This window comes from Cupriavidus sp. HE11 (assembly GCF_056097175.1).
This window is the reverse complement of sequence record NZ_CP184464.1, coordinates 1021935-1045366: the sequence shown is the minus strand read 5'-3', so window position 1 is coordinate 1045366 and position 23432 is coordinate 1021935. Positions and strand designations below refer to the sequence as shown.

Genomic DNA, 23432 nt, shown 5'->3' with positions numbered 1-23432 from the left:
CGGGGTGCCTTTCTGTTTTTCCGGTGCAGGTCCGCGTCCGCTGCCCGGATAAGACCTAGCGCAGGAAATGATGCATGCGGTCCATCGCTTCCTCGATATTGGCCATCGACGTCGCATACGAGATCCGGATGTAGTCGCGCGCCGTATGCGGGCCGAAGTCCGTGCCCGGCACCATCACCACACCGGCATCGTGCAGGATGGCCTGCGTCAGCTTGTCGGCGTCGCCCGCGGCCGGGTGGTTCACGTGGCGGCAGTCGGCGTAGACATAGAACGCGCCGTCGGGCTTCACCGGCACGCGCAGCCCTAGCGCTTCAAGCGCGGGCAGGATCGCGTCGCGGCGCCGATGGAATTCGGCCTTGCGCTCGTCGTAGATTGCCAGCGCCTCGGGCGAGAAGCAGGCTACGGCCGCATGCTGGGCCACCGCCGATGCGCAGATGAACAGGTTCTGCGCCACCTTCTCGAACGCCGGCACCAGCGCATCGGGCACCACCAGCCAGCCAAGCCGCCAGCCGGTCATGTTGAAGTACTTCGAGAAGCTGTTGACGGTGATCACATTGTCGTCGAGCGCCAGTGCCGAGACGGGTGGGGCATCGTACGACAGGCCCTGGTAGATCTCGTCGAGGATGGCGAAGCCGCGGCGCTCGCGCACTTCTGCCAGGATGGCCTTGAGCTCGTCAGGCAGGATCGACGTGCCGGTCGGGTTCGATGGCGATGCCAGCAGCACGCCGCGCGTCTTTTCGCCCCAATGGGCTGCCACCTGGGCGGCCGTCAGCTGGAAGCGCTCCGCCGGGCCGCTCGGGATCATTTTCGCCTGGCCGTCGAACGCCGCCACGAAATGGCGGTTGCACGGGTAGCTTGGGTCCGGCATCAGCACTTCGGCGCCGATTTCCACCAGCACCGCGCAGGCCAGCAGCAGCGCGCCCGAGGCACCGGCCGTGACGATCACGCGCCGCTCGGGGATATCCAGCCCGTAGGCGGTCTTGTAGTAGCCGGCAATGGCCTCGCGCAGCGAGTGAATGCCCAGGGCGCCGGTGTACTGCGTCACGCCGCGCCGCATCGCGGCCTCGGCCGCGTGGATGACGGGCGCGGCGGCCGTGAAATCGGGCTCGCCAATGCCCATGTGGATGATGTGCCGGCCGGCACGTTCAAGCTCGGCGGCCTGCTTGGCCAGTTCCATCACGTGGAAGGCCTCGATGTTGGCAAGTCGGGAAGCGGTGGCGATACGCTGGTAGTCCATGGCGATAGGGACGAAAGCACAGGGTTGAAACAAAAACACCCGCCGGAGCGGGTGTCATGCCGGTGACTGGCATCATGGGATGCCGGACGCCGGATTGCAACATCCAGTCAGTGGATGCGTGTTTAGCGGCGCGCTGCCACCTCGGGCGCGCGCACCTGGGCGGCCAGCTTGTCGAGCACGCCATTCACGTACTTGTAGCCTTCCACGCCGCCGAAGGTCTTGGTCAGTTCCACGGCTTCGTTGATGACGACCTTGTACGGGATGTCCAGGCAGTGCACCAGCTCGTAGCTGCCCACCAGCAGGGCGGCGCGTTCCACCGGCGACAGTTCGTCGACGGTACGGTCCAGGAACGGCTCGAAGGCGGCCGTCAGGCGCGCTTCCTCGCGTACGGCGCCGCCCAGTAGCGCGTCGAAATGCTCGCGATCGGCCTTGTTGAAGCCTTGCGCGTCATGCAGGTGGGCCTGAATCGCACCAATATCGTTGCGATTCAGCAGCCACTGATACAGGCCTTGCAGGGCCAGTTCCCGGGACCGGCGGCGCGCGCTCTTGGGCGGTGCCTTGGGTTCGGTGCGCGCCTTGGCGCCGGCCGGCTTGCCGGCGGCGTCTTGCGCGTCGCCGTTATCGGGGGCATTACTCATCATCTTCCTCGTCATCTTCATCGCGGCCGTCGTTCTCGCGCAGGGAGTCCAGCGCGACGACCAGGTTGGCCATTTCCACGGCGGTGCGGGCGCAGTCACGGCCCTTTTCGCGCGTGCGGGCATGCGCCTGCGCGTCGGTGTCGACGGTCAGGATGCCGTTGGCGATGGGCACGTTGAAATCCAGGCCCACGCGCGTGATGCCGGCGCCCGATTCGTTCGAGACCAGTTCGAAATGATAGGTCTCGCCGCGCACCACGGCGCCCAGTGCGATCAGGGCGTCGAACTGGCCGCTTTCGGCCATCTTCTGCAGGGCCAGCGGCACTTCGAGCGCGCCAGGCACGGTCACCAGCAGCGTGTCTTCGCCCTCGACACCGAGCTTTTCCAGTTCCGCCGTGCAGGCTTCGCGCAGCTCGTCGCAGACAGGCTCGTTGAAACGGGCTTGCACAATACCGATGCGCAGGCCTTCACCGTCGAGGTTGCTCTCGTAGAAGCCGTGATCCATTGTCAGTTCTCCATTCATTCGGTCAGGCATCGGCAGGAATGCCGGTGCCGCGTGATTCCGTACCGCGGGCGGGTGCTTCGTTCAGTCGCCTTCAATCGCGTTCAATCGCAATTCGGCTCGCCATCCATGGGCTGGCAGCCGACGATTTCCAGATCGTAACCGGTCATGCTCGGCATCTTGCGCGGCGAGCCCAGCACGCGCATCTTGCCCACGCCGATATCGCGCAGGATCTGGGCGCCCACGCCGTACGTGCGCAGGTCGGGCTTGCGGCGCGGGCGGTTGTGCGGGGCGTCCAGCGCGGCAAACTGTTCGAACAGCTGCTCGGGCGCGTCGCCGCAGTTCAGCAGCACCATCACGCCCTGTTCGGCGCCGTGCAGCGTTTCCAGGGCCGCCGGCAGGCTCCACGAGTGCGTGGTGCGGCCGGCTTCCAGCAGGTCCAGCACCGACAGCGGCTCGTGCACGCGCACCAGGGTTGCCGTATCCGGATGCGGCTGGCCCTTGACCAGCGCCAGATGGGCGCGGCCCGACGGCTTGTCGCGGTACATGACGCTGCGGAACTTGCCCCACGGCGTCTGCATGTCGCGCTCGCCCGTGCGTTCGATAATGCTCTCGGTACGGCTGCGGTAGTGAATCAGGTCAGCGATCGTGCCGATCTTCAGGTCGTGTTCGCGTGCGAATTCGATCAGGTCGGGCAGGCGCGCCATCGTGCCATCGTCCTTCATGATCTCGCAGATCACCGCCGCCGGGGTCAGGCCGGCCAGTGCGCCCAGGTCGCAGCCGGCTTCGGTATGGCCGGCGCGGATCAGCACGCCGCCGGGCTGGGCCGTCAGCGGGAAGATATGGCCCGGCTGTACGAGGTCGGAGGCCTTGGCATCGCGGGCCACGGCGGCCTGCACGGTGCGCGAGCGGTCGGCGGCCGAGATGCCTGTGGTCACGCCCTCGGCGGCCTCGATCGATACCGTGAAGTTCGTGCCGTGCACGGTGCCGTTGCGCGACACCATCGGATACAGCTCAAGCTGGCGGCAGCGCTCGGCGGTCAGCGTCAGGCAGATCAGGCCGCGGCCGTACTTCGCCATGAAGTTGATGGCTTCGGGCGTCACGAAGTCGGCCGCCAGGACCAGATCCCCCTCGTTCTCGCGGTCTTCCTCGTCAACGAGGATGACCATGCGGCCGGCGCGAATGTCGGCAATGATGTCTTCAGTACGGGCGATAGTCATGGCTTGGGACGGCGTTCAATGAGGGGCGGGTGCGGATGCGAGCAATCGGACAAGCAGTCAGGCGGGCAGGGCCGGCGCGGATGCCGCGAGACCGGCGAAATCAAGGCCGCTATTGTACGCCATGCCGTTCGACGATGCCCCGGCTTCAGGGGCGGCCCCGACCGCCGGCAGCAGGGTCCGGGTTGGTCCGGGTTGCGGGAATGTGAGCAAGGCGGCATATCGGAAGGGTTGCGCCGCCAGACTTCGGGACGGCCGGCCAGATCACTGGGAGATATCAGATGCATCCACCACTGCAGGGCATCCGTATTGTCGAGTTCGAAGGCCTCGGTCCCGGGCCGCTGGCTGGCCGGATGCTGGCCGACATGGGCGCCGAGGTCACAGTCATCGCCAGGCGCCAGCGCACGGCCGTGGCCGACCAGCTGGGCGGCAGCAAGCTTAGCCCGCTCAGGCGCGGCAAGACCATCGTGCCGCTGGACCTGAAGCAGCCGGCCGACCTGGCCGAGGCCCTGCGCCTGGTCGGCATGGCCGATGGCCTGATCGAAGGCAACCGGCCTGGCGTGATGGAGCGGCTGGGGCTGGGCCCGGCCGACTGCGCCGCCCGCAATCCCGCGCTGGTGTACGGGCGCATGACAGGCTGGGGCCAGACCGGGCCGCTGGCGCAGACCGCCGGACATGACCTGAACTACGTCGCGCTCACTGGCATGCTGTCGCTGGCGGCGCGGCCCGGTCAGGCGCCGATCACCCCGCCCACGGTGCTGGGCGACGCGGGTGGCGCGCTGGGGCTGGCCTTCGGCATGGTCTGCGCCATGCTTGACGCCCGCGCCACGGGCCGTGGCCGCGTGGTGGACGGTGCCATTGTCGACATGGTGGCGATGCTCGGCAGCATCGCCCTCTGGGTGCGCAACAACGGCCAGCTGGACGGAGACCAGCCCAGCCCGTTCCATCAGTCGCCCTTCTACGATGTCTACGCCTGCGCCGATGGCGAATTCATCACGATCGGCGCCCTGGAGCCGCAGTTCTACGCGTTGCTGCTGACGAAACTGGGCCTGGAAGACATCGATCCGGCAAGCCAGTATGACCACGCCGCCTGGCCCGCCCTCAAGGCGCGCTTCACGGCGCTGTTCCTGAGCCAGCCACGCGCCCACTGGGACGGCCTGCTGGGCGGGACGGACGTGTGCTACGCGCCGGTGCTCAGTATTGCCCAGGCGGCCCGGCATCCGCACAACGTTGCGAGGGGCCTGTTCGTGGAGCGCGAGGACGGCACTCTGGATACGGCTGGCGCGCCCAGGTTTCTGGCGCCCGATGCCTGAAGTCCGGGTCGTTGATCAATAGAAGAGATGATTAAAGCTCTTGTTATGGGTGCCGACAATACGGATGCGGCGTCATGGCGCAGTCGTACGCGCCGTGCGGTCGCACTTTTGATCAACTCGTCAGGTAATTCCTATGGTGACTTCTCTCGTCAGTTCGCTGGGCGCAGCCGATGCCGGCAGCGATCCGGTCGCGCTGCTGATGCTGCGCAAGACGCTGGACCTGCAGGCGCAGAGCATGACCCAGCTGCTCCAGTCGGCGCCGGCCGTCTCCGGCGGCAGTAATCCGCCGCATCTGGGCAACAACATCGACATCAAGGTGTAAGTCCGGCGCGCCGTTGGCGCCGGCGCAAACGGCCTCCGCTATGCTGGCTGGAGGCCGTTTGCCTTTTGATGGACGGTAATTTAAGAAAAATGCGTCGAGGAGGGGAATCATGCTGCGAGCCATCCGATATGCCCTGGCCATGGGGGGACTCTGTCTGGGGCTGGCGGCGTCCGCACAGGAAGCGGCGCTGGACGAAAGTATCGTCACTGTCAGCCTGCCACGCGGCACGGAACTCGTTCTCGTGGTCAGCAAGAAACCTGGGTCGAAGCCGACGACCGCCGCCTTGCTGTTCCCCGGTTATCCCGGGGTGCTGAGGGTGGAAGCGCAGGCCGGTGGCGCACCGGAATTCCAGTTGCGCGGGAATTTTCTGGTCCGCGCGCGCCGGCATCTGGTCAGCGACAGTGTCATGACGGTACTGGTGGATTGTCCCAAGGACCGCTGGACGAATTGCGATGACAGCTACCGCGAGTCGGACCAGTACGCCGCCGACATCGGCGCGGCCATCGACAAGCTCAAGGCGGACCAGGGCGTCAGCAAGGTCTACCTGATCGGTACGAGCTACGGCACGGTATCCAGCGCATTCCTGGCCCGCAAGCTCGATGGCCGGATCGACGGCGCCGTTCATACGTCAACGTTCACCGATCCGCGCGCCGGACGGGGCCGGGGACCGGTGCACGGCCTGGCGATGTGGGATTTCGACTGGACTGCCGCGCATGTGGACCAGCTGTTCGTTCATCACCAGGATGACCCCTGTCCACTGACCCAATATCGCACCATCGCCGCGCGCCACGGCAGCATTCCGCTGATCACGGTGCAAGGCGCGAAGGGCGTGCGTGGTGAGCCGTGCGAAGCGTTCTCGCAACACGGCTTTGCCGGTCGCGAGCGGCCCGTGATGCTGGCCATCGGCGACTGGATCGCCACGCGCAAGGTGACCGAGACGGTCGGGACGAAGGGCGACGAGTGAAGTGCCGGATGAGGCGCCTGACGATGCGTGCCGGCCGGATGCCAGGTGTGGTGCCGGCCGTGTTCCCTGGCGAGCGCCAGCCGGGGCGGGCGCCCGGGCTGGCCACGGCGCGTGCCGTTCAGATCGCCGGCTTGGCCACCCCGTCGGACGCCGACAGCATCCGTTCCACATATCGCGCGATCAGGTCGATTTCCAGGTTCACGCGCTTGGCCGGGGCCAGTTCGTTGAGCGTGGTCACTTCCACTGTATGCGGGATCAGGTTGATCGAGAACTCGCAGCCGTCGGCCCCGTCGCTGACGCTGTTGACGGTCAGCGAGACGCCATTCACCACCACCGAGCCCTTGTACGCCAGGTAGCGGCCCAGCTCGCGCGGTGCGCGGATGCGCAGTTCGTGCGACTCGCCCACGGGGGCGAAGCGAACCACTTCACCCAATCCATCGACATGGCCGGAGACCAGATGGCCGCCCAGGCGATCGGCCAGGCGCAGGGCCTTTTCGAGATTGACGCGGCCCGGCTGCGCCAGCCCGACGGTCTTGTCCAGCGATTCGCGCGAGACGTCCACGTCGAAGTGGCCGGCTTCCAGCGTGACCACGGTCATGCAGGCACCCTGGATGGCGATGCTGTCGCCGATGCCCACGTCGGACAGGTCCAGGTCGCCAGCCGCCACCCGCAGGCGCACGCCCGCGTTGGCATCGCCCAGCGGCGAAACGGTTTCGATGCGGCCCACGGCCGCCACAATGCCAGTAAACATGCTTGCCTCTGTCTGAATACGATGAATACGGTTGTCAGTCCTTGCTGTCGGCACGGCGGGCGATCAGGCGCAGGTCGTCGCCGATCTGCCGCACCTCGTGCCAGCGGAATTGCGCGGCGTCTTCCAGCCTGGTCAACGGGGGCAGGTTGAACATGCCCTGTGCGTCGCCCAGCAGCCGGGGCGCCATGTAGACCAGCAGTTCGTCGGCACAGCCTTCACGGATCAGCGATCCGTTGAGCTTGTAGCCAGCTTCCACATGCAGTTCGTTGATGCCGCGCTGGCCCAGTGCTTCGAGCATGCGGCGCAGTTCCACCTTGCCGTGCCGGTTGGGCAGCACCACGACTTCGGCACCCCGGTCTTCCAGCGCACGCTGGCGGGTCTTGTCCTCGACGGCGCAGAACACCAGTACGGGCTTGGCGAAGTCGCCCGTGTCGCGATTCAGGATCTGCGCGTCAAGCGGTACTTCGAGCCGGGAATCGACCAGCACGCGTTGCGGCTGGCGCGGGGTGTCCACGGCCCGCACGGTCAGCGCGGGGTTGTCGTCCCGTACGGTGCCGATGCCGGTGAGGATCGCGCAGGCACGGGCCCGCCAGGCGTGGCCGTCATCACGCGCAGCCTGGCTCGTGATCCACTGGCTGGTGCCGTCGTGCAAGGCGGTGCCGCCATCGAGCGACGCGGCCACCTTGACGCGCACCCACGGCAGGCCGCGCGTCATGCGCGAGACAAAGCCGATATTGAGGTCGCGTGCTTCCTTTTCGAGCAGTCCGCAGCGCACGTCGATGCCCGCGTCACGCAGGCGCTGCAGGCCTCGGCCAGATACGCTCGGATTCGGGTCCTCCATGGCGGCCACCACGCGGGCGATGCGCGCGCGCACCAGCGCATCGGCACACGGCGGCGTGCGGCCAAAATGGCTGCACGGTTCCAGCGTGACGTAAGCCGTGGCACCGGCGGGGTCGTGACCTCGCGCAATGGCGTCCTTCATGGCCTGGATTTCAGCGTGATCCTGGCCGGCCGGCTGTGTATAGCCCTGTCCGATGACCTGCCCGTCCTTCATCAGCACACAACCGACGCGAGGGTTTGGCGTGGTGGTGTACATGCCCCGCGCGGCGAGTGCCAGGGCCTGTGCCATGGCGGTATGGTCGGAATCGGAAAACATGGTGTGGCGAGTCGGGCCTGAAGTGGTGTGTCCGGTCAATCGAAATTCTGGGAATTCAGGATCGGCGGTGCGGCCCCTGGCGCCTGCGGAATGGTCAGTCGCAATCGGCGTCGGCGCCGGGCCGGCAGATCCGGATGCGTCCCTGGGCGCCGAGCCGTACCTGGCGCTGCGCCTGGTGGCAACGCACCAGGAATGTGGCGGCCAGAAAGCCACCACGCTCAGATCGTGAGTATCCCACAGGTGTCAAGCGCAGGCTTTGGGTGGTTGCGGTGCCGGCGGTGGCACGCAGCGTGATGCGCAGGCAGCGGTCATGCAGGGCGACCACCGAGAACGGCGGCGTCCGGTCGCCGGCAGGAGCGTCGCCCATCGCTGTCAGCTGCCAGCCGCGTGCCAGGGTATCGGCACCGTGGATCGGCTCCAGCCGCACCTCGGCACGCCTTGCCGACGCCGTGGTGCGGGCCAGGGCCAGCGATGCCGCCAGGCGATCCGCAGCGTGGCCGGCGCTATGCTCGGCGACGAGCGAGCCGATGGTGGGCCATGCTGCCACCGCGAGAAATGCCGATACCGCCAGCGATACCAGCAGTTCGGTCAGCGTCACGCCATGCTGCTGCCACAACCTTGATCGTGTCATGGCGCTAGCACCCCGGCGGCAGGGCACGCGCACGTTCGTCCGGCGTGGGCAGATAAAGCCACTCTCCGGTGCTGCGCAGCACAAGGGTCCCGCAAAGCGGGTCGGGCTTCACCGGGGCTGCACGAACTTCCACGCAGCGCGACAGCGAAATGCCCTGGCAACTGGTGGCTATTAGCCAATGATGCGTACGGGCAGGCAGCGGCGGTACGGCCTTGGGCCATTCGCCAGCGGGTGTCGTGTCATCGGCAGCGCTGGCGAACGTCAGGTTGATCAATGCATGGCGCTCAAGCGCGAGCATGGCCGACACCAGTTCGGCACGCGCCTGCATTCGCCAGCCGCGCTCGGTATGGCGCTGCCACGCGGGCGCGGCCAGCATCGTCAGCACGACGACGATGGTCACCACGACCAGCAGTTCGACCAGGCTGAAACCGGCGCCCTGCGCGACACGATCAGGCAGACACGGCGTCATTGTGGTGACCTCACCAGTTCCCGCCAGCCCAGTCGTCCGCGCCGCCGATGCCAGCGTGCCTGTTGCAATGGCGTCGCCGCGTTGACGTCCACCTGCCAGAGATCCAGTCCGAACGCGTCGCGTGTCGCTGCACCGGGTGCCGTGGCGTGGCCCGTTGCGAGTGTCGATATGACGCCGATGGGGGTGGCCGTGCCGCCGGTCCACGGCAATCCCGTCACGGCGTGGATGGGGGCCCCATCGCTGCCCCGTGTGGTGACCGACTCGCCGCTGGCAGCATCGACGAGGTAGCTGCGACGTTGTCCATCGATATCGACGGTTGTGAAGCCGAGGTGAACCGGGCTGGCACGGTACAGGGCATCCACGCGTTCGCCGGGCCGGGGCAGCATCAGCGTCCAGCCGTCTGCGGCCGCGCCGCCGCGGACTTGTGCCGACCGGAGTACCACGCCATCGTCCTTGCGTAATGCCTGAATGCTGGCCGGGGCGCGCGAGGCACCCGTGCGATCCGGTATCGCGGACAGTTCTTGGCCGACGCCGTAGACCACCAGCGGTGCGGTGCCGGTCTGCACGACAAGCGGCGCTTCGGTGGCGTCACCAGCCGCAGCTCGCTGCCGATGCATGCAGGTAGGGGGCGATGCACGAGCGCCGGTAGACAAATGTTCAAGGCCGAATCGCCAAAGCCTGCCCGCCGTATCGGTGGCGTAGGCCGTGTGTGCCGCGCCACTGGCCTTGCTGCGGATCGTCACGGCCAGCAGGGGGACCGACGCAGTTGTCGCGTTGCAACCGGAGTCGGGCAAGGTCATGCGTGGGACGCTTGCCGTCGCAGACCAGCGCCGCGCAGAGCGATCAAGCGGCAGCAGGGCAAGCCCGGCGTGGGCGCCCGCTTCGGCATCGGGTGCGACGATTGCCACTGCCGCCCAGCGCCGCTCGCCATGCTCTTGCCACATGGCCGCCCCGATGGGACCGCTTCCCGACAGCGGCAGCGCACGGCTGGCCTCGACTTCCCACAGCAGTTGGATCGGGGTTTCCGCATCGGGCGTCGATACGTCGAGCACGAACACCGACCCGGTCTGGCGTAACGACGATGTCTGTCGCGCCGGAACGCCGCACAGCAGCAGCGTTCTCCACGTGCCTGAAGGGTCAGCATCGATGCTGGTGGGGCGCGGGCACGTTGCGGATGGCATCGCGCCTGCGGGATCGGTCAGTGCGGCGGCGCTGGCGAGCGCGGCACGTGGCAGGTAGCCGGCGCGCTCGCGGCCCGTCACGGCGTCGAATGCATGCAGCAGCCCGTCACGTGTCCCCAGCCACACCATGGTTGGACGCCTGGCATGGCGTTGCCTGAAATCGGTATGGCCCGGTTGCATCGGCAGCCAGGCAGGCGGCGGCACCACATGCGCGCGCGCCCCGGCAGCATTGCCAAGGCGCGTGTCGCGCGGCCGCAGGGCAGGGTCTCGCAAATCGCCTTGCAACCATGCCAGCCGCGCCTGACCGGACCCGGTGGGGGCGACGCCATCAAGCAATGCCCGCGCGTCGTCATCCATCTCGAACCAGCGTAGCCGGGCGAGTTGATGGCCGCCCAGGTAAAGCCGCCGGGCATCCAGAGCCTGCCGATCGAGTTGCTCGCTGGCTTCCCAGGGCATTTGCAGAGGCGACAGAGACAACGCGGCAGTCCGGAATGCGAGCGCATGCAGCCGGCCCGTCCACGGATAGGCGCCGGTGGAGATCCGGTATCCCAGTGGCAACTGCCCCGGGGTTGCGAAGCTGGCCGGCATTGCACACGCCACCAGGACCCCGCCCAGCAGCCAGCGTGCGACACAAGGGTGGATGCTCATGGCTGGAACTCCGTCTGCAGCAATACGCGCACGCCGGCGTCCCGCCCCACACCCAGTGCAACGATGCGCATGCGCGGCCACATGCCGGGCGCCGGCGGATCATCGCGGACTTCGATCAGGTAGCGGGGCAGTGTCGTGGCGCCGATCACGCCTGCAGGCAGCACGGGCAGTTGCGCGCCGGTGAATGTCCCCAGCGCAACGCCAAGGTCGGCGCCAGCGTCGCCCGCATTCCCGACATTGCCGTCGAGCCAAGGCTGCCACGCTCGGTGGTCGCCATCGGCCATGCAGATGCCGCGCTGCGGACCATCCGCGCAGGTACCCGGTGCCGGGAGGTGGGCCAGGCGTGGACTGCCGGCTGCAACGGCGGCGATCAGATCGGCTTCACCATCGAGCAGTGCCGCTTCGGCTGCGCGGAAGGCGATCTCGCGGTCGATTGGCTGGCTTGCCAGTTGCCTGCCGGCCAGCAGAAAGTGGGTGGCGGCAGCGCAGATGCCCCCCATCAGCAGCATCAGCGTGGCAATGAACGCGAGCAGCGCCGCACCTGCCTGCTGGCGATGCCTCAGCATAGCGGGGCCTCCAGGCATGGCGACGGATTGCGCAGCCGAATGGTGGTGGCGAACACCCGGCGCCGCAGGCGCGGTTGCCTGGTTGGCACGAAAACGTGATCGTTAGCGTGGCTGTCGTCATCGGCTGGAAAGAGCGTGAGCCGCTGTGCGGACCCGGACGGGACGGTAGCCCGGTCTCCACGCACGACCATGGCGATCTGCACGGCGTGCACGCGGTGCCAGATGTCCGGGCCCTGGGTGGGCAATTCACGTGCCGGCATAAATTGGTCAATCCGGCCGTCGCCGTCGAGGTCTACGCCATAACGCAGTTGCAGTGTCTCCACGCCGCGTACCAGGGTGCCGGCCGTCAGCGTGTCCGCGAGCAGCCGGCTGCCCTGGCGGCGTGGATAGCGGCACAGCAACTGTGGCGCGCCATCGCTGGACACGCCTATGTAGAAGAAATTGGTTGACGCATGGTGGGGCAGGCTTGTCCCTTTTGTCGGGACGATGGCGACGGCGGGCAGTGCGTAGCCGCCGCAGTCGCTCATGGTGCCGTCGGGTATTGTCGGGTCGGCGGCCAGGCCGCTGCCGGACACTCGCACCAGCAAGGCGTCGCTGCCATGCACGCCGGCGCGTGTGCATTCCATCTGCGCCTGCAAAGCCGGCTGGCGTGAAGGCAGCGCGCAGTTGTCGCGCCCTTCGATGGGTGGCACCGGTGCGGGGTGTGCAGGCGCCAGCGCGACCCGTGCGGGAATCCATCCTGCCTGCCGGATCGTGTGGGTCAGGATGGACAGCGCGCGCTGCCCCCGTTCCTCGATCAGCACGCCGTCCACCACGATGGCGTACGCGTCGCGCATCACCTGGAAGGTGGCAAGCGCAGCGAACGTGGCGATCAGGCCCAGCGCCATGCCCACCATCATGCTGGCGAGCGTAAAGCCCCGCGCATGCTTGAGGCGGCGGCGCATCATGGGCGCACCCAGAGGGCGATGTGCGTGACCGGCATTGCCTGGCCTGGCGAGCGGGTCATCGGGTCGGGAGGAAGGCTGCCCAGCGCGATGCGGTTGCCGTGCCTGCAGCCGGTGCCGGCGGAAGCGATGTCGCACAGCGCGGCACGCGCAGCATCGCCACCGATCAGCCGCCAGCCATCGTCACGTGCCTCGGCCTGTTCGGCCGCCAGCCGCAGCGTGACGCCTAGCCGTTCATGCTGTCCGCCCCAGCGCAGCCACGCGCTGCCAAGCGTAGCCAGCGGTATCGCGCCCAGGCCAACGATGGTCAGGCAGACCAGCGCCTCGACCAGCACGTCACCGCTGGCCTGTCGACGGCAAGGGCCACGGGCTGGCGCAGGGCAGCGGAGCAGCTGGCAGGAGAGTCGGGTGGCGGGGGCAGCGGGCGCGGCAGGGGGATAGAAAGCCGAGGAAGGCATGGCGCATCGGTTCGACAGGAACGGATGACCACGATAGCGGCGGGAAGGGGGTTAAAACGTGTCCGGATGTGACGGGGTTGCGTCAATGTGTGTCCGAGCGGCGCTCCGAACCTTCCGGATGCCGCTCGGCGCTGCGATGCGTGGCTGCCAGTCCTTTACCAGCAGGTGCCAGCGGTGCCGGTGCCTGTCGACAGCTTTTCGTTCAGGTTGCTTACCGTGAAGTTGCCGCACACGGGGTCCTGGCGATTGGCGACTGGTGCGGCGGTGAGCAGGAACGCCGTGGAAATGGAGCCGCCGTTCGGCACGCTGATCGTGATGATGTAATTGCTGGCGTCGCAGGTGTCGCCGGACGGGGTCATGGCGTCATCGCACCTCGTCAGGTGGAGTGCCTGCGGGTCGGTGGTGTAGGTGTTGTTGACCGTGAAGTACCGCTCCAGCGCACCCTGCACGCGTGCCAGCCCCGCCTTGGCCTCGGCGCGGCGGGCCTTGGTCACGTACTGCTGGTATTGCGGAATGGCCACCGCCGCCAGAATCCCGATGATCATCACCGTGATGATCAGTTCTATCAGCGTGAAGCCCCGGGCGCCGGGGCGGCGCCCGCCGCGGGTTTTTCCAAACTTCTTCATGGCAGTTCTCCTGTCATTCTGCCTCGGCATCAACGCTGGATCTGCCGCCACGACACGCGGCCGATCGGGTAGCCGGTGTTGATGGTGGTGCGGTTGATACCGTTCACGCCGTTGCCACCGCTGTCGCCACTGTCGCTGCCGCTGCCGCTGGTGTACGAGTTGTTGCCGATGACGGTCGAATTCGTCAGGATGCCGTTGCTCGACTTCTTGCCGTTTACTGCCTGGCCGGCAGTGTTGCCGCTGCCACCGACAACGTCCGAACTGTCGAATTTGCCATCGTTGTTGGCGTCGAACATCGTTACCGTCTGGCCGCCAGTCAGGCCATCGATCAGCATCTGCCAGCCGGTACCACCGTTTGCGCACAGGTCGGTCGACGGAATCAGCGTGGAGAACAGCAGTCGCGTGCCGCTGATCTGCGGGTCATAGACCACGCGCTCGCCTTGCGGGTCCGTGCCGGGAGATAGCAGGTTCAGGTACCAGCCCATGGCTCCGTTTGCATAGTTCACGGCGTTCTTGCTCAGCACCCGGTACCAGTCGCCGCCGTTGTACTGCGCCTCCTGGGTAATGGACTGCTGCACCAGTTGCGTCCGGGTGATCTTGGGCTGCGCAGAGCTGTTCTTGTCCCAGATTCCATACACCGTCTGGGTGTTCATGTTGGCGGGGTCGCTCACGTCCACGTACCGGCCGGTGCCGAACATGATGATGTAGCCACCCAGGCGGTTGCGCACACCGCCGAACGACGTCGTGATCGGCTGGGCGGTACCGCTGGCATCGGTCGCGTTGAATAGCAGCTGTGCCGTCTGGTAGTCGGATGTCTTCTCGCTGTGGACGTCGAACTTCCAGACATTGCCGAGAAGGTCGCCTGCGTAGATAGCATCGGCCACGTAGTCGCCGTCGGTATCGGTCACGTACACCTGCGTGATGCCGTTCGACTTGGTCAGGGCATCGTTGGCGTCGTTGACGGTCAGCTTGAGGTAGTCCGTACCCAGCTTCCAGGACTTGCTGCCGGCCGGACGGTCCAGGAAGACGATGAAGACCGAGCCGCGTGCCGCCGTACTGTTCAGGCCGTTGCCGAAGACCGCAGCCCACTTCTTGTTGCCCAGCCGCACAATCTTCGGCCGGCCGTAGGTGTAACCCAGATCCGCATCGTCGGCGCTGGTGAATTCCCAGAGCACGGTCGATGCGGCGCTGGCCTCGCTGATCGCGGCCGGATTGGTCACGTCGAGCGCGTAGACGCCCTTGCCGCCGCCGCCCAGACCGCCCACGAGCACGGTCTTCCAGTCGTTGTTGACGACGGCATCGGTGATCGACGGCGTGGCGTCGACGTAGTAGCTGTGGGTGTAGTCGTTGGCCGTCAGGTTGGCCAGCTTGCCATACAGCGGCGACGGCACGTAGGCGAACAGCTCCTTGCCGCCATCGCCACCAGTGCTCATGTCCGCCGAGAACCCGTGCAGCATGCCGTCATTGGCGCCCACATAGATCATCGGCTTGCGCTTGCTCTGTGCCGTGACGAATGCCACGTAGCTGGCGTCGCCATATCCGGCGCCGGGCGTTCCCACGTATTGCGGGCTGGAGTTCACGATGTCGCCCAGCACGGTGACCGGACGGGTGCGGAACTGCGAGGCGCCGTCGCCCTCGTTCGACTTGTCGCCACGCAGCCAGAGCAGGCGCTTGCTGCCGAGCGAGTCGTTGGTGTTCAGCGCGGTCTGGTACGCGGTGGGCAGGTTGCTCCACCGGAACGGAATGCCGGAGCTGGTGTTGTCGGCGGTGTTGTAGGTCAGGATCTTGCGGCTGTCCTGGTTGACGCCTTGAAGCTTGGCGCCGGCGTCCCACTTTTCCGGCGTGACGATGTCCCCAGTCGACGTCAGGCCGTAGGCCAGCAATTGGCCGGACCAGTCGGCGCCATTGAATCGTGCCTGGAAGATGTTGGCTCCGGTCTGCAGCGACGATGTGCTGGCAGCCACTGCGGCGGCGGACGACGTCTTCAGGATCGACAGGAACGCGCGTTCCAGCGCCGAAGCCAGCGCGCCCGGATTGGTGGCGTAGAAGTAGTTGTCGGGCAGGCCGTCAGAACCGCTCGTGCCGTTGGACAGGCGCACATCCCATTCGGAAGCCTGGTCGGGAATGCCGTTGCCGTTCAGGTCCTTGAAGCCACCCCACTTGGCGGCGTAGAGCAGCGGATCCTGGAACTGCGAACCTGCCTTGCCGTTGGCCGCGTAGGTCACGCTGGTTTCCGGGTCGCCGAAATTACACTTGTTGCAGCCACCGGTCGAGTTGATCGGCGCGCTGGTCGGCGTCACCTTGATGCCGGTCGGGTCGCTGTACTGAAAATCGTAGATCCCCGAGTGGAAGTGCGGGCCGTCCTGGGAGGTACCCGAGATCGTGTAGCCGAAGCCCTGGCCGTTGGCCGAGGAGCCCGACACCACGCGCGTCGATATGGTGATGTTGTCGCCGCTGACGCTGTAGCTCAGGATCCCCCAAACGTCCTGGTCATAATCGCCGCCGGCGATCGAGTCTTCCCAGTTCACATAGAACTTGCCGCTGGTGGCAGTCTGCGAGATGACCTTGAAGTCCACCAGCGTACCGGTGCTGGCATCGGCGGTCACACTGTTGGGTGATTGCGGATGCAGCTGGTAGGCCGGCATGATCGTCACGGTCTTGCCGTTCACGTTGACGCTGATCTTGGGCGTGTTCGTGGCCAGCTGCACCGCATAGGTGCTCATCTTGAGCGACGTGGTGTCCTGGGTCGGCACACCCAGTGCCGCAGCGTCGGCGGTCGAACGCAGGCGGTTCGTCTTGGCGAACAAGGCGGCGCCGGCGATCTGGAAGGTGCCCTTTTGCGACGGGCCTTCCGGGCAGATGCCCAGTACATCGCTGAAGTTGGTAACTGCCTTGGCCGAGCACAGGTTGTTGATCGTGCCGCCATTGATACCGCCCGCGAACCAGGAATTGCCGGGGACCCCTTCGCCGGCGCCCACCTTGTTCGTATAGGTGCTGATGTCTGGCGAGCCGTTCAGCGCGCTCATGCCGCTGAGCTGGTCGTTATCGTACGAGGACACGCTGGAGTTGAAGACCAGTGCGTTGAGAGGCGAACAGTACGGCGCCCGGTTCGCATTCGTCTTCGGCAGGTCCATCGGATTGGCCCAGGCCGGCTGGGTCAGGCCCAGCGTGGCGTCCTTGCCACTGCTGGACGGCTGGAACGCGCTGGTTGCCGTCTTGCCGCCGAAATAGCGCAGCGTTTCAACGTAGATTTCCGAAATCGGGTTGCCCCACGTGGAACAATTGCCTTCCGTGGCGGGCTTGTTCTGGGCGTTGGTGCCGCCGCTGGGTTGGATGCCCGTCTGCTGGTAGTTGCATTGGTCAGCGTTCAGGTAGCTGCCGTCGCTGTAGCTGTAGCCGTACGGGCGCAGCTTGTCGATGTTCCAGACGATGCCCTTGACCGCATTGCTGGTCGCCGCGTAGGTAAAGACGCCGGTGTCCGGGTTGATTTCCGACGCGAAATTGGTCACGTTGCGACGCAGGACTCCGCCGGAGATGTTCTTGTCGTAGCTGCCGGTCATCAGGCCGAACAGCATCTGGCCGGTTTCGCCGTACTTTTGCAGCAGGCCATACGGCTTGTAGTTGCTGCCGTACTGCTTGCAGTTCTCCGAGCCGATCAGGCTCGGCACGCACACCTGCACGCGGGCGTTGAACGTGCCGACATCCTGGCCGGTACCGAGACCGCGAACCGACTGCGACGGATTTTCAGCCGAAGAGTTGATGCCGGACAGTGCCGCTCGGTTGCCGTTCGACGATCCCGATACCGTTGTGCTGCCGATTTTCGGCAGGAACGATCCCTGCGTGTTGCTGGCCTCTGCATACCAGTTGCACTGCCATTTCTCCGACGCACCCCACGTGGCGTAGTTGCCCGCCACCACGCGGATCTGCGGGGCCTGCTGGTTGGTCTGCGAATTCAGGTTGTTCGAGTCTTTTGGCGTGACGTTGCACAGCGTCAAGCCGCCTCGCGTGAGGTTGGTCACTTTCCAGGACGAGAATTTCGAACTGGTATTGCCCGGGTTCGATACGCCATCGGCGTAGAACGCCATGTTGACCGAGCCGGTATTGACCTTCATCACCCAGCCCGTCATCGAACTGCCGGCCGTGGCGCCCGATGTCGGCTCGAACTTGAGCTGGTCGCCGATCTGCACCTTGCTGACGTCATTGAGCGCGATGCTCGACGCCGCGGCGGCAGCGAGGGACATCGACGTGCTCGATGTCAGCGTGCCGACGGCGGACGCGACTTCAACCGTCACCGGCACCAGGTTCGCCACGTCGGAACCGTTATAGAACTTGGCCCAGGCGTGCGCGTCCATCGGCAGCAACGCTCGTTCCAGCACGGTGGTGGTCGTGGTATCGGTCGAGCGCGAGCCACCGTAGAGGATCTTGCGCACCTCGTCGATGCGGCTCATCGTGGCCCAGTTCAGGAAGTTGCCGCTCCAGGTCTTGCCATCGCAATACTTGGTGGTCGTGATCGACTTGGGGATGAAGCCCTTGATCGTGGTCTTGTCGTAGTCGTAGCACTTGTACGAATCGAAGTACCCGGCGTAGTCGATGCTGTTGGTGTACGTCGTATCGAGCTGGCCGTCGCCGTTCAGGTCCGTATAGTCGTTGTACGCTTTCTGGTGCAGCGTGTGATCCTTGGTCAGGTCGATCATCACCATCGGCGGCACGTTGCCACCGGCGAAGAGCGGGCGCTGGGTCAGGGTGAGCTGAGGGCCCGCGGCCGAGGCCGTGGCGATGGCGAGCATGCTCGACGCCGCAAGCAGGGCAGCCTGCACGCGGCTCACGAAGCGTCGGGAAGAGATGGGATAGGTCATGGTGCGCCTGACAGTAAGGGTTTGCGCAAGACAGTGCCGAGTTGTCAATGGGTCGTCGTCAGCGGACGCGGACGACTTCCTGCACCATTACCTTGGTGCTGGGGTTCACGCCGTAGCCGATTGCGGTAATGCGGTACACGTACTTGTTGGAGCCGAACTCGATATCGTTCGGTTCCTTGAGCGGTTCGATCAGGTAGCGCGGCTGCTTGGAGACACCGTTGGCACCGGCGGTATCCACCGTCGCCATCTTCTGGGCAGCAGTCAGGGCGGTCATTTCGCCAAGCTCCACCGACCGCTTGGGGTCCTCGATATACAGTTCCCAGACCTGCTGGCCCGACGTGGCGTACTGGCAGTAGCCCTTGTACCCTTCGATGTCGCAGGTGGGCGACGAGCCGGTCAAGCCGTTCAGCTGGCGGGACGTGGAGATGTCCACGCGCGCATCGCGCAGCGCGGATTCCGCCGCCTGCAGCGCCACGCTCTCGTCGCGGGTGTTACGGGCCAGGCGCTCCGAATTCATGCTCATCGTGCTGGCGGCCAGGCCGGCGAGCGTCAGGATGACCAGGAGCAGCAGCACCAGGATCAGCGACATGCCACGCTGCCCGGAGCGGAGGGATGTTAGGGGGATGCGGTGTTTCATGGCCGGCCTATGTCAGTCGGTTGCGAAGGGCGATGTAGAACGTGAAGTGCTTGTGCAGGCGGCCATTGGCGGCCAGTTGCAACACGCTGCCGGCATCCCCGTTGGGCGCCAGGTCCTTGGGGGCATACGTGGCGCCGAAATGGCTGATGGCCGTCTTGATCATGTCGGGATTGGTGGTGCCATTGCCGCGCAACACGACGGACACGCGCACGGCCAGCACGTTGTCCATGTTCGACGTTGCCCCCGGCGGCACGAAACGGTTCACCACCAGGTCGTTGTCGGTGTCTTCGCCCAGCAGGACCTGGAACGCTTCGACGTTGCGGAACAGCGGTGTCGCGGTGCCATTGACCTCGCATTGCAGCCAGGGAACACCATCGGCGTCCTTGACGATCGAATAGACCTCGGTGGTCTGCACGTTGCCGTTCACGTCATTTCCGCTGCAATCGACCGAGCTGCCGTCAGCTTGCGGAAACGTGAGGGCGTCGGATGCTGCAAACGGATCGCCACCGGCCTTCGAAGAGCCGTAATAGCGCAGGGTCAGGGTGTCGCTGGTGTTTGCGCCACCGTCGTTGGTGGCTTCCAGCGTGGGTTTCGCGAAGTCGTTATTCGTGTACAGGAAATCGGAATACCCGATCTGGCGCGCCTGCCGCTGCAGCAGCTGGGCGATGGCGCGGGCGTTTTCCTGGATCTCGCCCACATCGCCCTGCGTGCTGTTGGAGCGGCGCTGCGAGATATAGAGCGAGCTGGCCGCAAGGATCAGCAGCATGCTGATTACCATGCCGACCATCAACTCGACCAGCGTGAACCCGCTGGCCGCGCGGCGGCGGAACTGACGGTTTTGCGTAGTCATGGGATAAGCGCAGTCGAGAAAAGCTGTGGGGTTGCGCCGCTGTCTTCGCGCCAGAAGATCTTGATGACGTACGGTGCGTTGGCGTTCTTGTCGCAGCCGTTCTTGCCATCTGCCGCACTGGTGCCGTCATTGGGCGTGCTGTCCTTGCATACGACTCCATCGCCACCGGGCATGCTTTCCTGGACGTCCGCGAGCCATGTGGCATAGGCGGTGGTGGCCATCTGGTCCGGCGTGCAGCCATCCTTGGTAAAGCACTCCGCGATCGGCTCTGCCGTGGGCACATTGAAGGTGCCGTTGGTCACGGCCACGGCATTGCTGCGAATCTGGTCCGCCAGGTTGTAGGCCATCAGCGCGGCGTAGTTGCGCATCGCCGCCGTGCGCGAATCCACCAGTGTCTGCAACTGCAGGTTGGCGAGCGCCAGCATGCCGATCGACAGCACCACCAGCGTGACTAGCGCCTCGATCAGCGAAAAGCCGCGCGCCGCAGTCCGCGCACGCGACAGCCGGCATCGATCCGCCATCGGAGTAGGGGAGGGATAGGGCGTCATGGCGTCAGGAACACGTCGACTGCAGCTGGGTGGAGGGCCGGCCGCTGCCGGTGATGGAAACTGTCTGCCCGGCTTCCGTGGAGTTGCGCTCACAGAATTTCCAGCTTGCGGTGGGCGTGTTGGAGCTGCCCGTCGATCGCAGGCGCACGCGGTTTGGCGAGTCGCCGAGGTTGGCGGCCGTCAGGTCCGTGGTGGCCTGCAACGGATCGCTGTAGCGGATCAGCTCTTCGGTGTTCGAGTAGGTGCCGTCGTTGTCTGCGTCGACAAACACGATGCGGCGCAGCGTCCAGTCGTCGGAGCAGGTGTTGCCGGTGTCCAGCGGACAGACCGTGACTGTGGCGTTGCGGCGCGCGGCTTCGCTGCGGGCGAGTTCGAGGTCCGCGAACAGGCGCGTGGCATCGGCCGACAGCCGGCTGTTATGGAGGAATGACTTGAAATTCGGCGCGGCTGCGGCGGCCAGCACGACCAGCACCGCAATGGCCACCATCAACTCGATCAGCGTGACCCCGCTGGCGCGCCGCCGACGGCATCGTTGGCCTGCACGCGTGTGAACAGCCCCTGGCGCATCTGCTACAACGCCGGCGGTAACCCCAGGCGTAGACAGCAAAGGCGTCAGCAAGCCCGCTGCCTCTCGGCAGAAAGACTGACCCATTTGTAACTCCCGTCCAAAAAAACGACAGTTCTTTTTGTTCTTTGCGCGGCGCGCTGGAATTCTGTTGCGTCCGGACCTCTGCTGGGCCTGGTTCCGCGTGGCGGCGCTGCCATGTTGCAGCGCTTGGTTTCTATGCGATTTAAACGCGCGCTCGTCCGCCTGCCTCCTTACCCGAAGGAGGTCAGTGCAGATTAGACAGCTTTTCTAGGGAAGTGGCTACCCCTTTCGTGGGGTAGGGGTCGAAAACTCGTCCAGTACGTCGCGGAATTCAGACACATCTTCGAAGCTTCGATAAACGGAAGCAAAGCGGATATAGGCGATCTTGTCGAGCTTTCGCAATTCGCGCATGACCAGTTCGCCCACCTGGCTGCTCGGGATTTCCTTCTCGCCCAGCGCCAGCAGCTTTTCCTCGATGCGGAGGATGGCTTCGTCGATGGCCTCGGCCGATACCGGCCGCTTGCGCAGGGCCAGCCGCATCGAATCCTTGAGCTTGGCCCGGGAGTAGTCGACGCGCGAGCCGTTCTTCTTCACGATGGCCGGAAAGAAGAGCTCGATGCGCTCGTAAGTGGTGAAACGGCGGTCGCAGGCCTCGCAACGCCGGCGGCGGCGCACGGCTTCGCCGTCCTCGGAGACGCGACTGTCAAGGACCTGGGTATTGGAATGACCGCAGAAGGGGCATTTCATGCCTGACCACCTGAAGAAATATGCCAGCCCGCATTTTGCATCTTTGAGTTCTGCTGCGGGGTTGTGGCGGGTCAACCGGCGCCGCCGACCAGGGGAGGGCGGCGCCGTTGGTGCGTACTAACTATAGATACGCTTCAGATCGCGCGGGGCGATCCATCCATCCGTCCGATCAGCCGTAGACCGGGAAGCGGCGCGTCAGCGCTGCCACCTGCTCGCGAACCTTGGCGATGTTGGCTTCGTCGTGCGGGTTGTCCAGCACGTCGGCGATCAGGTTGGCCACCTGGCGGGCTTCCTCTTCCTTGAAGCCGCGCGTGGTCATGGCCGGTGAGCCCAGGCGGACGCCCGAGGTCACGAACGGCTTTTCCGGATCGTTCGGGATGGCGTTCTTGTTCACCGTGATATGCGCGTCGCCCAGGATCTTCTCGGCTTCCTTGCCGGTGATCTGCTTGGCGCGCAGGTCCACCAGCATCACGTGGCTTTCCGTCTTGCCCGACACGATGCGCAGGCCGCGCGAGATCAGCGTCTCGGCCAGCACGGCGGCGTTCTTCACCACTTGCTGCTGGTATTCCTTGAATTCCGGCTGCAGCGCTTCCTTGAACGCCACGGCCTTGCCGGCGATCACGTGCATCAGCGGACCACCCTGGATACCCGGGAAGATGGCCGAGTTGATGGCCTTCTCGTGCTCGGCCTTCATCAGGATCACGCCACCGCGCGGGCCACGCAGGCTCTTGTGGGTGGTGGTGGTCACGAAGTCGGCGTGCGGCACGGGGTTCGGGTACACGCCGGCGGCGATCAGGCCGGCGTAGTGGGCCATGTCCACCATGAAGTAGGCGCCCACTGCCTTGGCAACCTTGGCGATGCGTTCGAAGTCGATGCGCAGCGCGAAAGCCGAGGCGCCGGCGATGATCATCTTCGGCTTGGTTTCGTGGGCCTTCTTTTCCAGCGCGTCGTAGTCGATGTCTTCCTGGGCGTTCAGGCCGTAGCTAACGACGTTGAACCACTTGCCGCTCATGTTCAGCGCCATGCCGTGGGTCAGGTGACCGCCTTCGGCCAGGCTCATGCCCATGATGGTGTCGCCCGGCTTGAGCATGGCGAAGAACACGCCCTGGTTGGCCTGCGAGCCCGAGTTCGGCTGCACGTTGGCGGCGTCGGCGCCAAACAGCTGCTTCACGCGGTCGATGGCCAGCTGCTCCACCACGTCGACGTACTCGCAGCCGCCGTAGTAGCGCTTGCCGGGATAGCCTTCGGCGTACTTGTTGGTCAGTTGCGAACCCTGGGCGGCCATCACTGCCGGCGAGGTGTAGTTCTCGGAGGCGATCAGCTCGATATGATCTTCCTGGCGCTGATTCTCCTTCTGGATCGCGGCGAAGACTTCGGGGTCGATCTGTTCGATCGTGAAACGGCTGCGTTCAAACATGGCGTGACTCGTCTGTAAAAAGGAAAGCGGACGGCAATATCGATAGGAACATCGGTTGCAAGTCGGCGCTATCGTATTAAAGCGGGAATTACTTCGCGGATAGGGCGCGCGGGAAGGCACTGGCGTCCAGCGCCGGGCTGCCGAATGCGGCGGACCGGCACAGGGCGC

Annotated in this window: 23 protein-coding genes; 3 read left to right on the top strand and 20 right to left on the bottom strand. The window is 65.5% G+C overall.

All coding sequences use genetic code 11. The features are described from left to right. Positions 1-55: 55 nt before the first annotated feature. From ACOABP_RS04900 to ribBA, 4 genes are all read right to left on the bottom strand, one after another. On the bottom strand, positions 56-1237 hold the full coding sequence (locus tag ACOABP_RS04900; protein WP_474227202.1) for a pyridoxal phosphate-dependent aminotransferase: 1182 nt from the start codon (positions 1235-1237) through the stop codon (positions 56-58). A gap of 122 nt (positions 1238-1359) precedes the next feature. Further along, a complete protein-coding gene (gene nusB, locus ACOABP_RS04895; RefSeq protein WP_029051082.1) occupies positions 1360-1875 on the bottom strand; it encodes a transcription antitermination factor NusB in 516 nt (171 codons plus the stop codon). Further along, the gene (gene ribH, locus ACOABP_RS04890; RefSeq protein ID WP_029051081.1) at positions 1868-2377 is read right to left on the bottom strand and encodes a 6,7-dimethyl-8-ribityllumazine synthase; all 510 of its coding nucleotides are present in this window, start codon (positions 2375-2377) and stop codon (positions 1868-1870) included. Before ribH ends, nusB begins: the two co-directional genes overlap by 8 nt. 101 nt (positions 2378-2478) lie before the next feature. Further along, entirely contained in the window at positions 2479-3594 is a 1116-nt protein-coding gene (ribBA, locus tag ACOABP_RS04885) for a bifunctional 3,4-dihydroxy-2-butanone-4-phosphate synthase/GTP cyclohydrolase II (protein ID WP_474227201.1), read from the bottom strand. 278 nt (positions 3595-3872) lie between these two features. Between ribBA and ACOABP_RS04880 the strand changes: the two genes are divergently transcribed. From ACOABP_RS04880 to ACOABP_RS04870, 3 genes are all read left to right on the top strand, one after another. After that, a complete protein-coding gene (locus ACOABP_RS04880; protein WP_474227200.1) occupies positions 3873-4904 on the top strand; it encodes a CaiB/BaiF CoA transferase family protein in 1032 nt (343 codons plus the stop codon). Positions 4905-5037: 133 nt separating this feature from the next. Then, positions 5038-5226 (top strand): YjfB family protein, encoded by a 189-nt coding sequence (locus ACOABP_RS04875; protein WP_029051078.1) that lies wholly within the window; start codon positions 5038-5040, stop codon positions 5224-5226. A gap of 109 nt (positions 5227-5335) precedes the next feature. Continuing rightward, complete coding sequence (locus tag ACOABP_RS04870; RefSeq protein WP_474227199.1) at positions 5336-6190, top strand: alpha/beta fold hydrolase; 855 nt, start codon at positions 5336-5338, stop codon at positions 6188-6190. Between the two features lie 118 nt (positions 6191-6308). On the opposite strand, the gene ACOABP_RS04865 is transcribed toward ACOABP_RS04870, so the two are convergent. From ACOABP_RS04865 to glyA, 16 genes are all read right to left on the bottom strand, one after another. After that, entirely contained in the window at positions 6309-6941 is a 633-nt protein-coding gene (locus tag ACOABP_RS04865) for a riboflavin synthase (RefSeq protein WP_474227198.1), read from the bottom strand. A 34-nt stretch (positions 6942-6975) separates the two neighbouring features. Continuing rightward, on the bottom strand, positions 6976-8097 hold the full coding sequence (gene ribD, locus ACOABP_RS04860) for a bifunctional diaminohydroxyphosphoribosylaminopyrimidine deaminase/5-amino-6-(5-phosphoribosylamino)uracil reductase RibD (protein ID WP_474227197.1): 1122 nt from the start codon (positions 8095-8097) through the stop codon (positions 6976-6978). 94 nt (positions 8098-8191) lie between these two features. After that, positions 8192-8728 carry a GspH/FimT family pseudopilin gene (locus ACOABP_RS04855; RefSeq protein WP_474227196.1) on the bottom strand — a complete coding sequence of 179 codons (537 nt, stop codon included), beginning with the start codon at positions 8726-8728 and terminating at the stop codon, positions 8192-8194. A gap of 4 nt (positions 8729-8732) precedes the next feature. Then, positions 8733-9197: a type IV pilin protein gene (locus tag ACOABP_RS04850; RefSeq protein ID WP_474227195.1), complete on the bottom strand. Its 465-nt coding sequence runs from the start codon at positions 9195-9197 to the stop codon at positions 8733-8735. Further along, positions 9194-11026, bottom strand: coding sequence for a pilus assembly protein (locus ACOABP_RS04845; protein WP_474227194.1), 1833 nt, complete (start codon positions 11024-11026; stop codon positions 9194-9196). Before ACOABP_RS04845 ends, ACOABP_RS04850 begins: the two co-directional genes overlap by 4 nt. Then, the gene (locus ACOABP_RS04840) at positions 11023-11592 is read right to left on the bottom strand and encodes a pilus assembly PilX family protein (protein ID WP_474227193.1); all 570 of its coding nucleotides are present in this window, start codon (positions 11590-11592) and stop codon (positions 11023-11025) included. The genes ACOABP_RS04845 and ACOABP_RS04840 overlap by 4 nt, the downstream gene beginning before the upstream one ends. Further along, positions 11586-12539 (bottom strand): PilW family protein, encoded by a 954-nt coding sequence (locus ACOABP_RS04835; protein ID WP_474227192.1) that lies wholly within the window; start codon positions 12537-12539, stop codon positions 11586-11588. Before ACOABP_RS04835 ends, ACOABP_RS04840 begins: the two co-directional genes overlap by 7 nt. Continuing rightward, positions 12536-12871 carry a hypothetical protein gene (locus ACOABP_RS04830; RefSeq protein WP_474227191.1) on the bottom strand — a complete coding sequence of 112 codons (336 nt, stop codon included), beginning with the start codon at positions 12869-12871 and terminating at the stop codon, positions 12536-12538. Before ACOABP_RS04830 ends, ACOABP_RS04835 begins: the two co-directional genes overlap by 4 nt. 278 nt (positions 12872-13149) lie before the next feature. After that, positions 13150-13620 (bottom strand): type IV pilin protein, encoded by a 471-nt coding sequence (locus ACOABP_RS04825; protein ID WP_474227190.1) that lies wholly within the window; start codon positions 13618-13620, stop codon positions 13150-13152. 29 nt (positions 13621-13649) lie between these two features. After that, positions 13650-18476: a pilus assembly protein gene (locus tag ACOABP_RS04820; protein ID WP_474227189.1), complete on the bottom strand. Its 4827-nt coding sequence runs from the start codon at positions 18474-18476 to the stop codon at positions 13650-13652. Between the two features lie 58 nt (positions 18477-18534). Further along, entirely contained in the window at positions 18535-19065 is a 531-nt protein-coding gene (locus ACOABP_RS04815) for a pilus assembly PilX family protein (RefSeq protein ID WP_474227188.1), read from the bottom strand. A 55-nt stretch (positions 19066-19120) separates the two neighbouring features. Beyond that, a complete protein-coding gene (locus ACOABP_RS04810) occupies positions 19121-19963 on the bottom strand; it encodes a PilW family protein (protein WP_474227187.1) in 843 nt (280 codons plus the stop codon). Beyond that, positions 19960-20511, bottom strand: a complete 552-nt coding sequence (pilV, locus tag ACOABP_RS04805) for a type IV pilus modification protein PilV (protein WP_474227186.1) — start codon at positions 20509-20511, stop codon at positions 19960-19962. The genes ACOABP_RS04810 and pilV overlap by 4 nt, the downstream gene beginning before the upstream one ends. A gap of 4 nt (positions 20512-20515) precedes the next feature. Beyond that, a complete protein-coding gene (locus tag ACOABP_RS04800) occupies positions 20516-21163 on the bottom strand; it encodes a GspH/FimT family pseudopilin (protein ID WP_474227185.1) in 648 nt (215 codons plus the stop codon). A gap of 216 nt (positions 21164-21379) precedes the next feature. Then, entirely contained in the window at positions 21380-21847 is a 468-nt protein-coding gene (nrdR, locus tag ACOABP_RS04795; RefSeq protein ID WP_029051311.1) for a transcriptional regulator NrdR, read from the bottom strand. A 169-nt stretch (positions 21848-22016) separates the two neighbouring features. Further along, a complete protein-coding gene (gene glyA, locus ACOABP_RS04790) occupies positions 22017-23264 on the bottom strand; it encodes a serine hydroxymethyltransferase (RefSeq protein ID WP_066731703.1) in 1248 nt (415 codons plus the stop codon). Between the last annotated feature and the right edge of the window lie 168 nt (positions 23265-23432).

Bases quoted from the DNA above. Each gene is read 5' to 3' on its own strand.
- ACOABP_RS04900 (WP_474227202.1), bottom strand. From the start codon at position 1,237: ATGGACTACCAGCGTATCGCCACCGCTTCCCGACTTGCCAACATCGAG.
- nusB (WP_029051082.1), bottom strand. From the start codon at position 1,875: ATGAGTAATGCCCCCGATAACGGCGACGCGCAAGACGCCGCCGGCAAG.
- ribH (WP_029051081.1), bottom strand. From the start codon at position 2,377: ATGGATCACGGCTTCTACGAGAGCAACCTCGACGGTGAAGGCCTGCGC.
- ribBA (WP_474227201.1), bottom strand. From the start codon at position 3,594: ATGACTATCGCCCGTACTGAAGACATCATTGCCGACATTCGCGCCGGC.
- ACOABP_RS04880 (WP_474227200.1), top strand. From the start codon at position 3,873: ATGCATCCACCACTGCAGGGCATCCGTATTGTCGAGTTCGAAGGCCTC.
- ACOABP_RS04875 (WP_029051078.1), top strand. From the start codon at position 5,038: ATGGTGACTTCTCTCGTCAGTTCGCTGGGCGCAGCCGATGCCGGCAGC.
- ACOABP_RS04870 (WP_474227199.1), top strand. From the start codon at position 5,336: ATGCTGCGAGCCATCCGATATGCCCTGGCCATGGGGGGACTCTGTCTG.
- ACOABP_RS04865 (WP_474227198.1), bottom strand. From the start codon at position 6,941: ATGTTTACTGGCATTGTGGCGGCCGTGGGCCGCATCGAAACCGTTTCG.
- ribD (WP_474227197.1), bottom strand. From the start codon at position 8,097: ATGTTTTCCGATTCCGACCATACCGCCATGGCACAGGCCCTGGCACTC.
- ACOABP_RS04855 (WP_474227196.1), bottom strand. From the start codon at position 8,728: ATGACACGATCAAGGTTGTGGCAGCAGCATGGCGTGACGCTGACCGAA.
- ACOABP_RS04850 (WP_474227195.1), bottom strand. From the start codon at position 9,197: ATGACGCCGTGTCTGCCTGATCGTGTCGCGCAGGGCGCCGGTTTCAGC.
- ACOABP_RS04845 (WP_474227194.1), bottom strand. From the start codon at position 11,026: ATGAGCATCCACCCTTGTGTCGCACGCTGGCTGCTGGGCGGGGTCCTG.
- ACOABP_RS04840 (WP_474227193.1), bottom strand. From the start codon at position 11,592: ATGCTGAGGCATCGCCAGCAGGCAGGTGCGGCGCTGCTCGCGTTCATT.
- ACOABP_RS04835 (WP_474227192.1), bottom strand. From the start codon at position 12,539: ATGATGCGCCGCCGCCTCAAGCATGCGCGGGGCTTTACGCTCGCCAGC.
- ACOABP_RS04825 (WP_474227190.1), bottom strand. From the start codon at position 13,620: ATGAAGAAGTTTGGAAAAACCCGCGGCGGGCGCCGCCCCGGCGCCCGG.
- ACOABP_RS04820 (WP_474227189.1), bottom strand. From the start codon at position 18,476: ATGACCTATCCCATCTCTTCCCGACGCTTCGTGAGCCGCGTGCAGGCT.
- ACOABP_RS04815 (WP_474227188.1), bottom strand. From the start codon at position 19,065: ATGTCGCTGATCCTGGTGCTGCTGCTCCTGGTCATCCTGACGCTCGCC.
- ACOABP_RS04810 (WP_474227187.1), bottom strand. From the start codon at position 19,963: ATGACTACGCAAAACCGTCAGTTCCGCCGCCGCGCGGCCAGCGGGTTC.
- pilV (WP_474227186.1), bottom strand. From the start codon at position 20,511: ATGACGCCCTATCCCTCCCCTACTCCGATGGCGGATCGATGCCGGCTG.
- ACOABP_RS04800 (WP_474227185.1), bottom strand. From the start codon at position 21,163: ATGGGTCAGTCTTTCTGCCGAGAGGCAGCGGGCTTGCTGACGCCTTTG.
- nrdR (WP_029051311.1), bottom strand. From the start codon at position 21,847: ATGAAATGCCCCTTCTGCGGTCATTCCAATACCCAGGTCCTTGACAGT.
- glyA (WP_066731703.1), bottom strand. From the start codon at position 23,264: ATGTTTGAACGCAGCCGTTTCACGATCGAACAGATCGACCCCGAAGTC.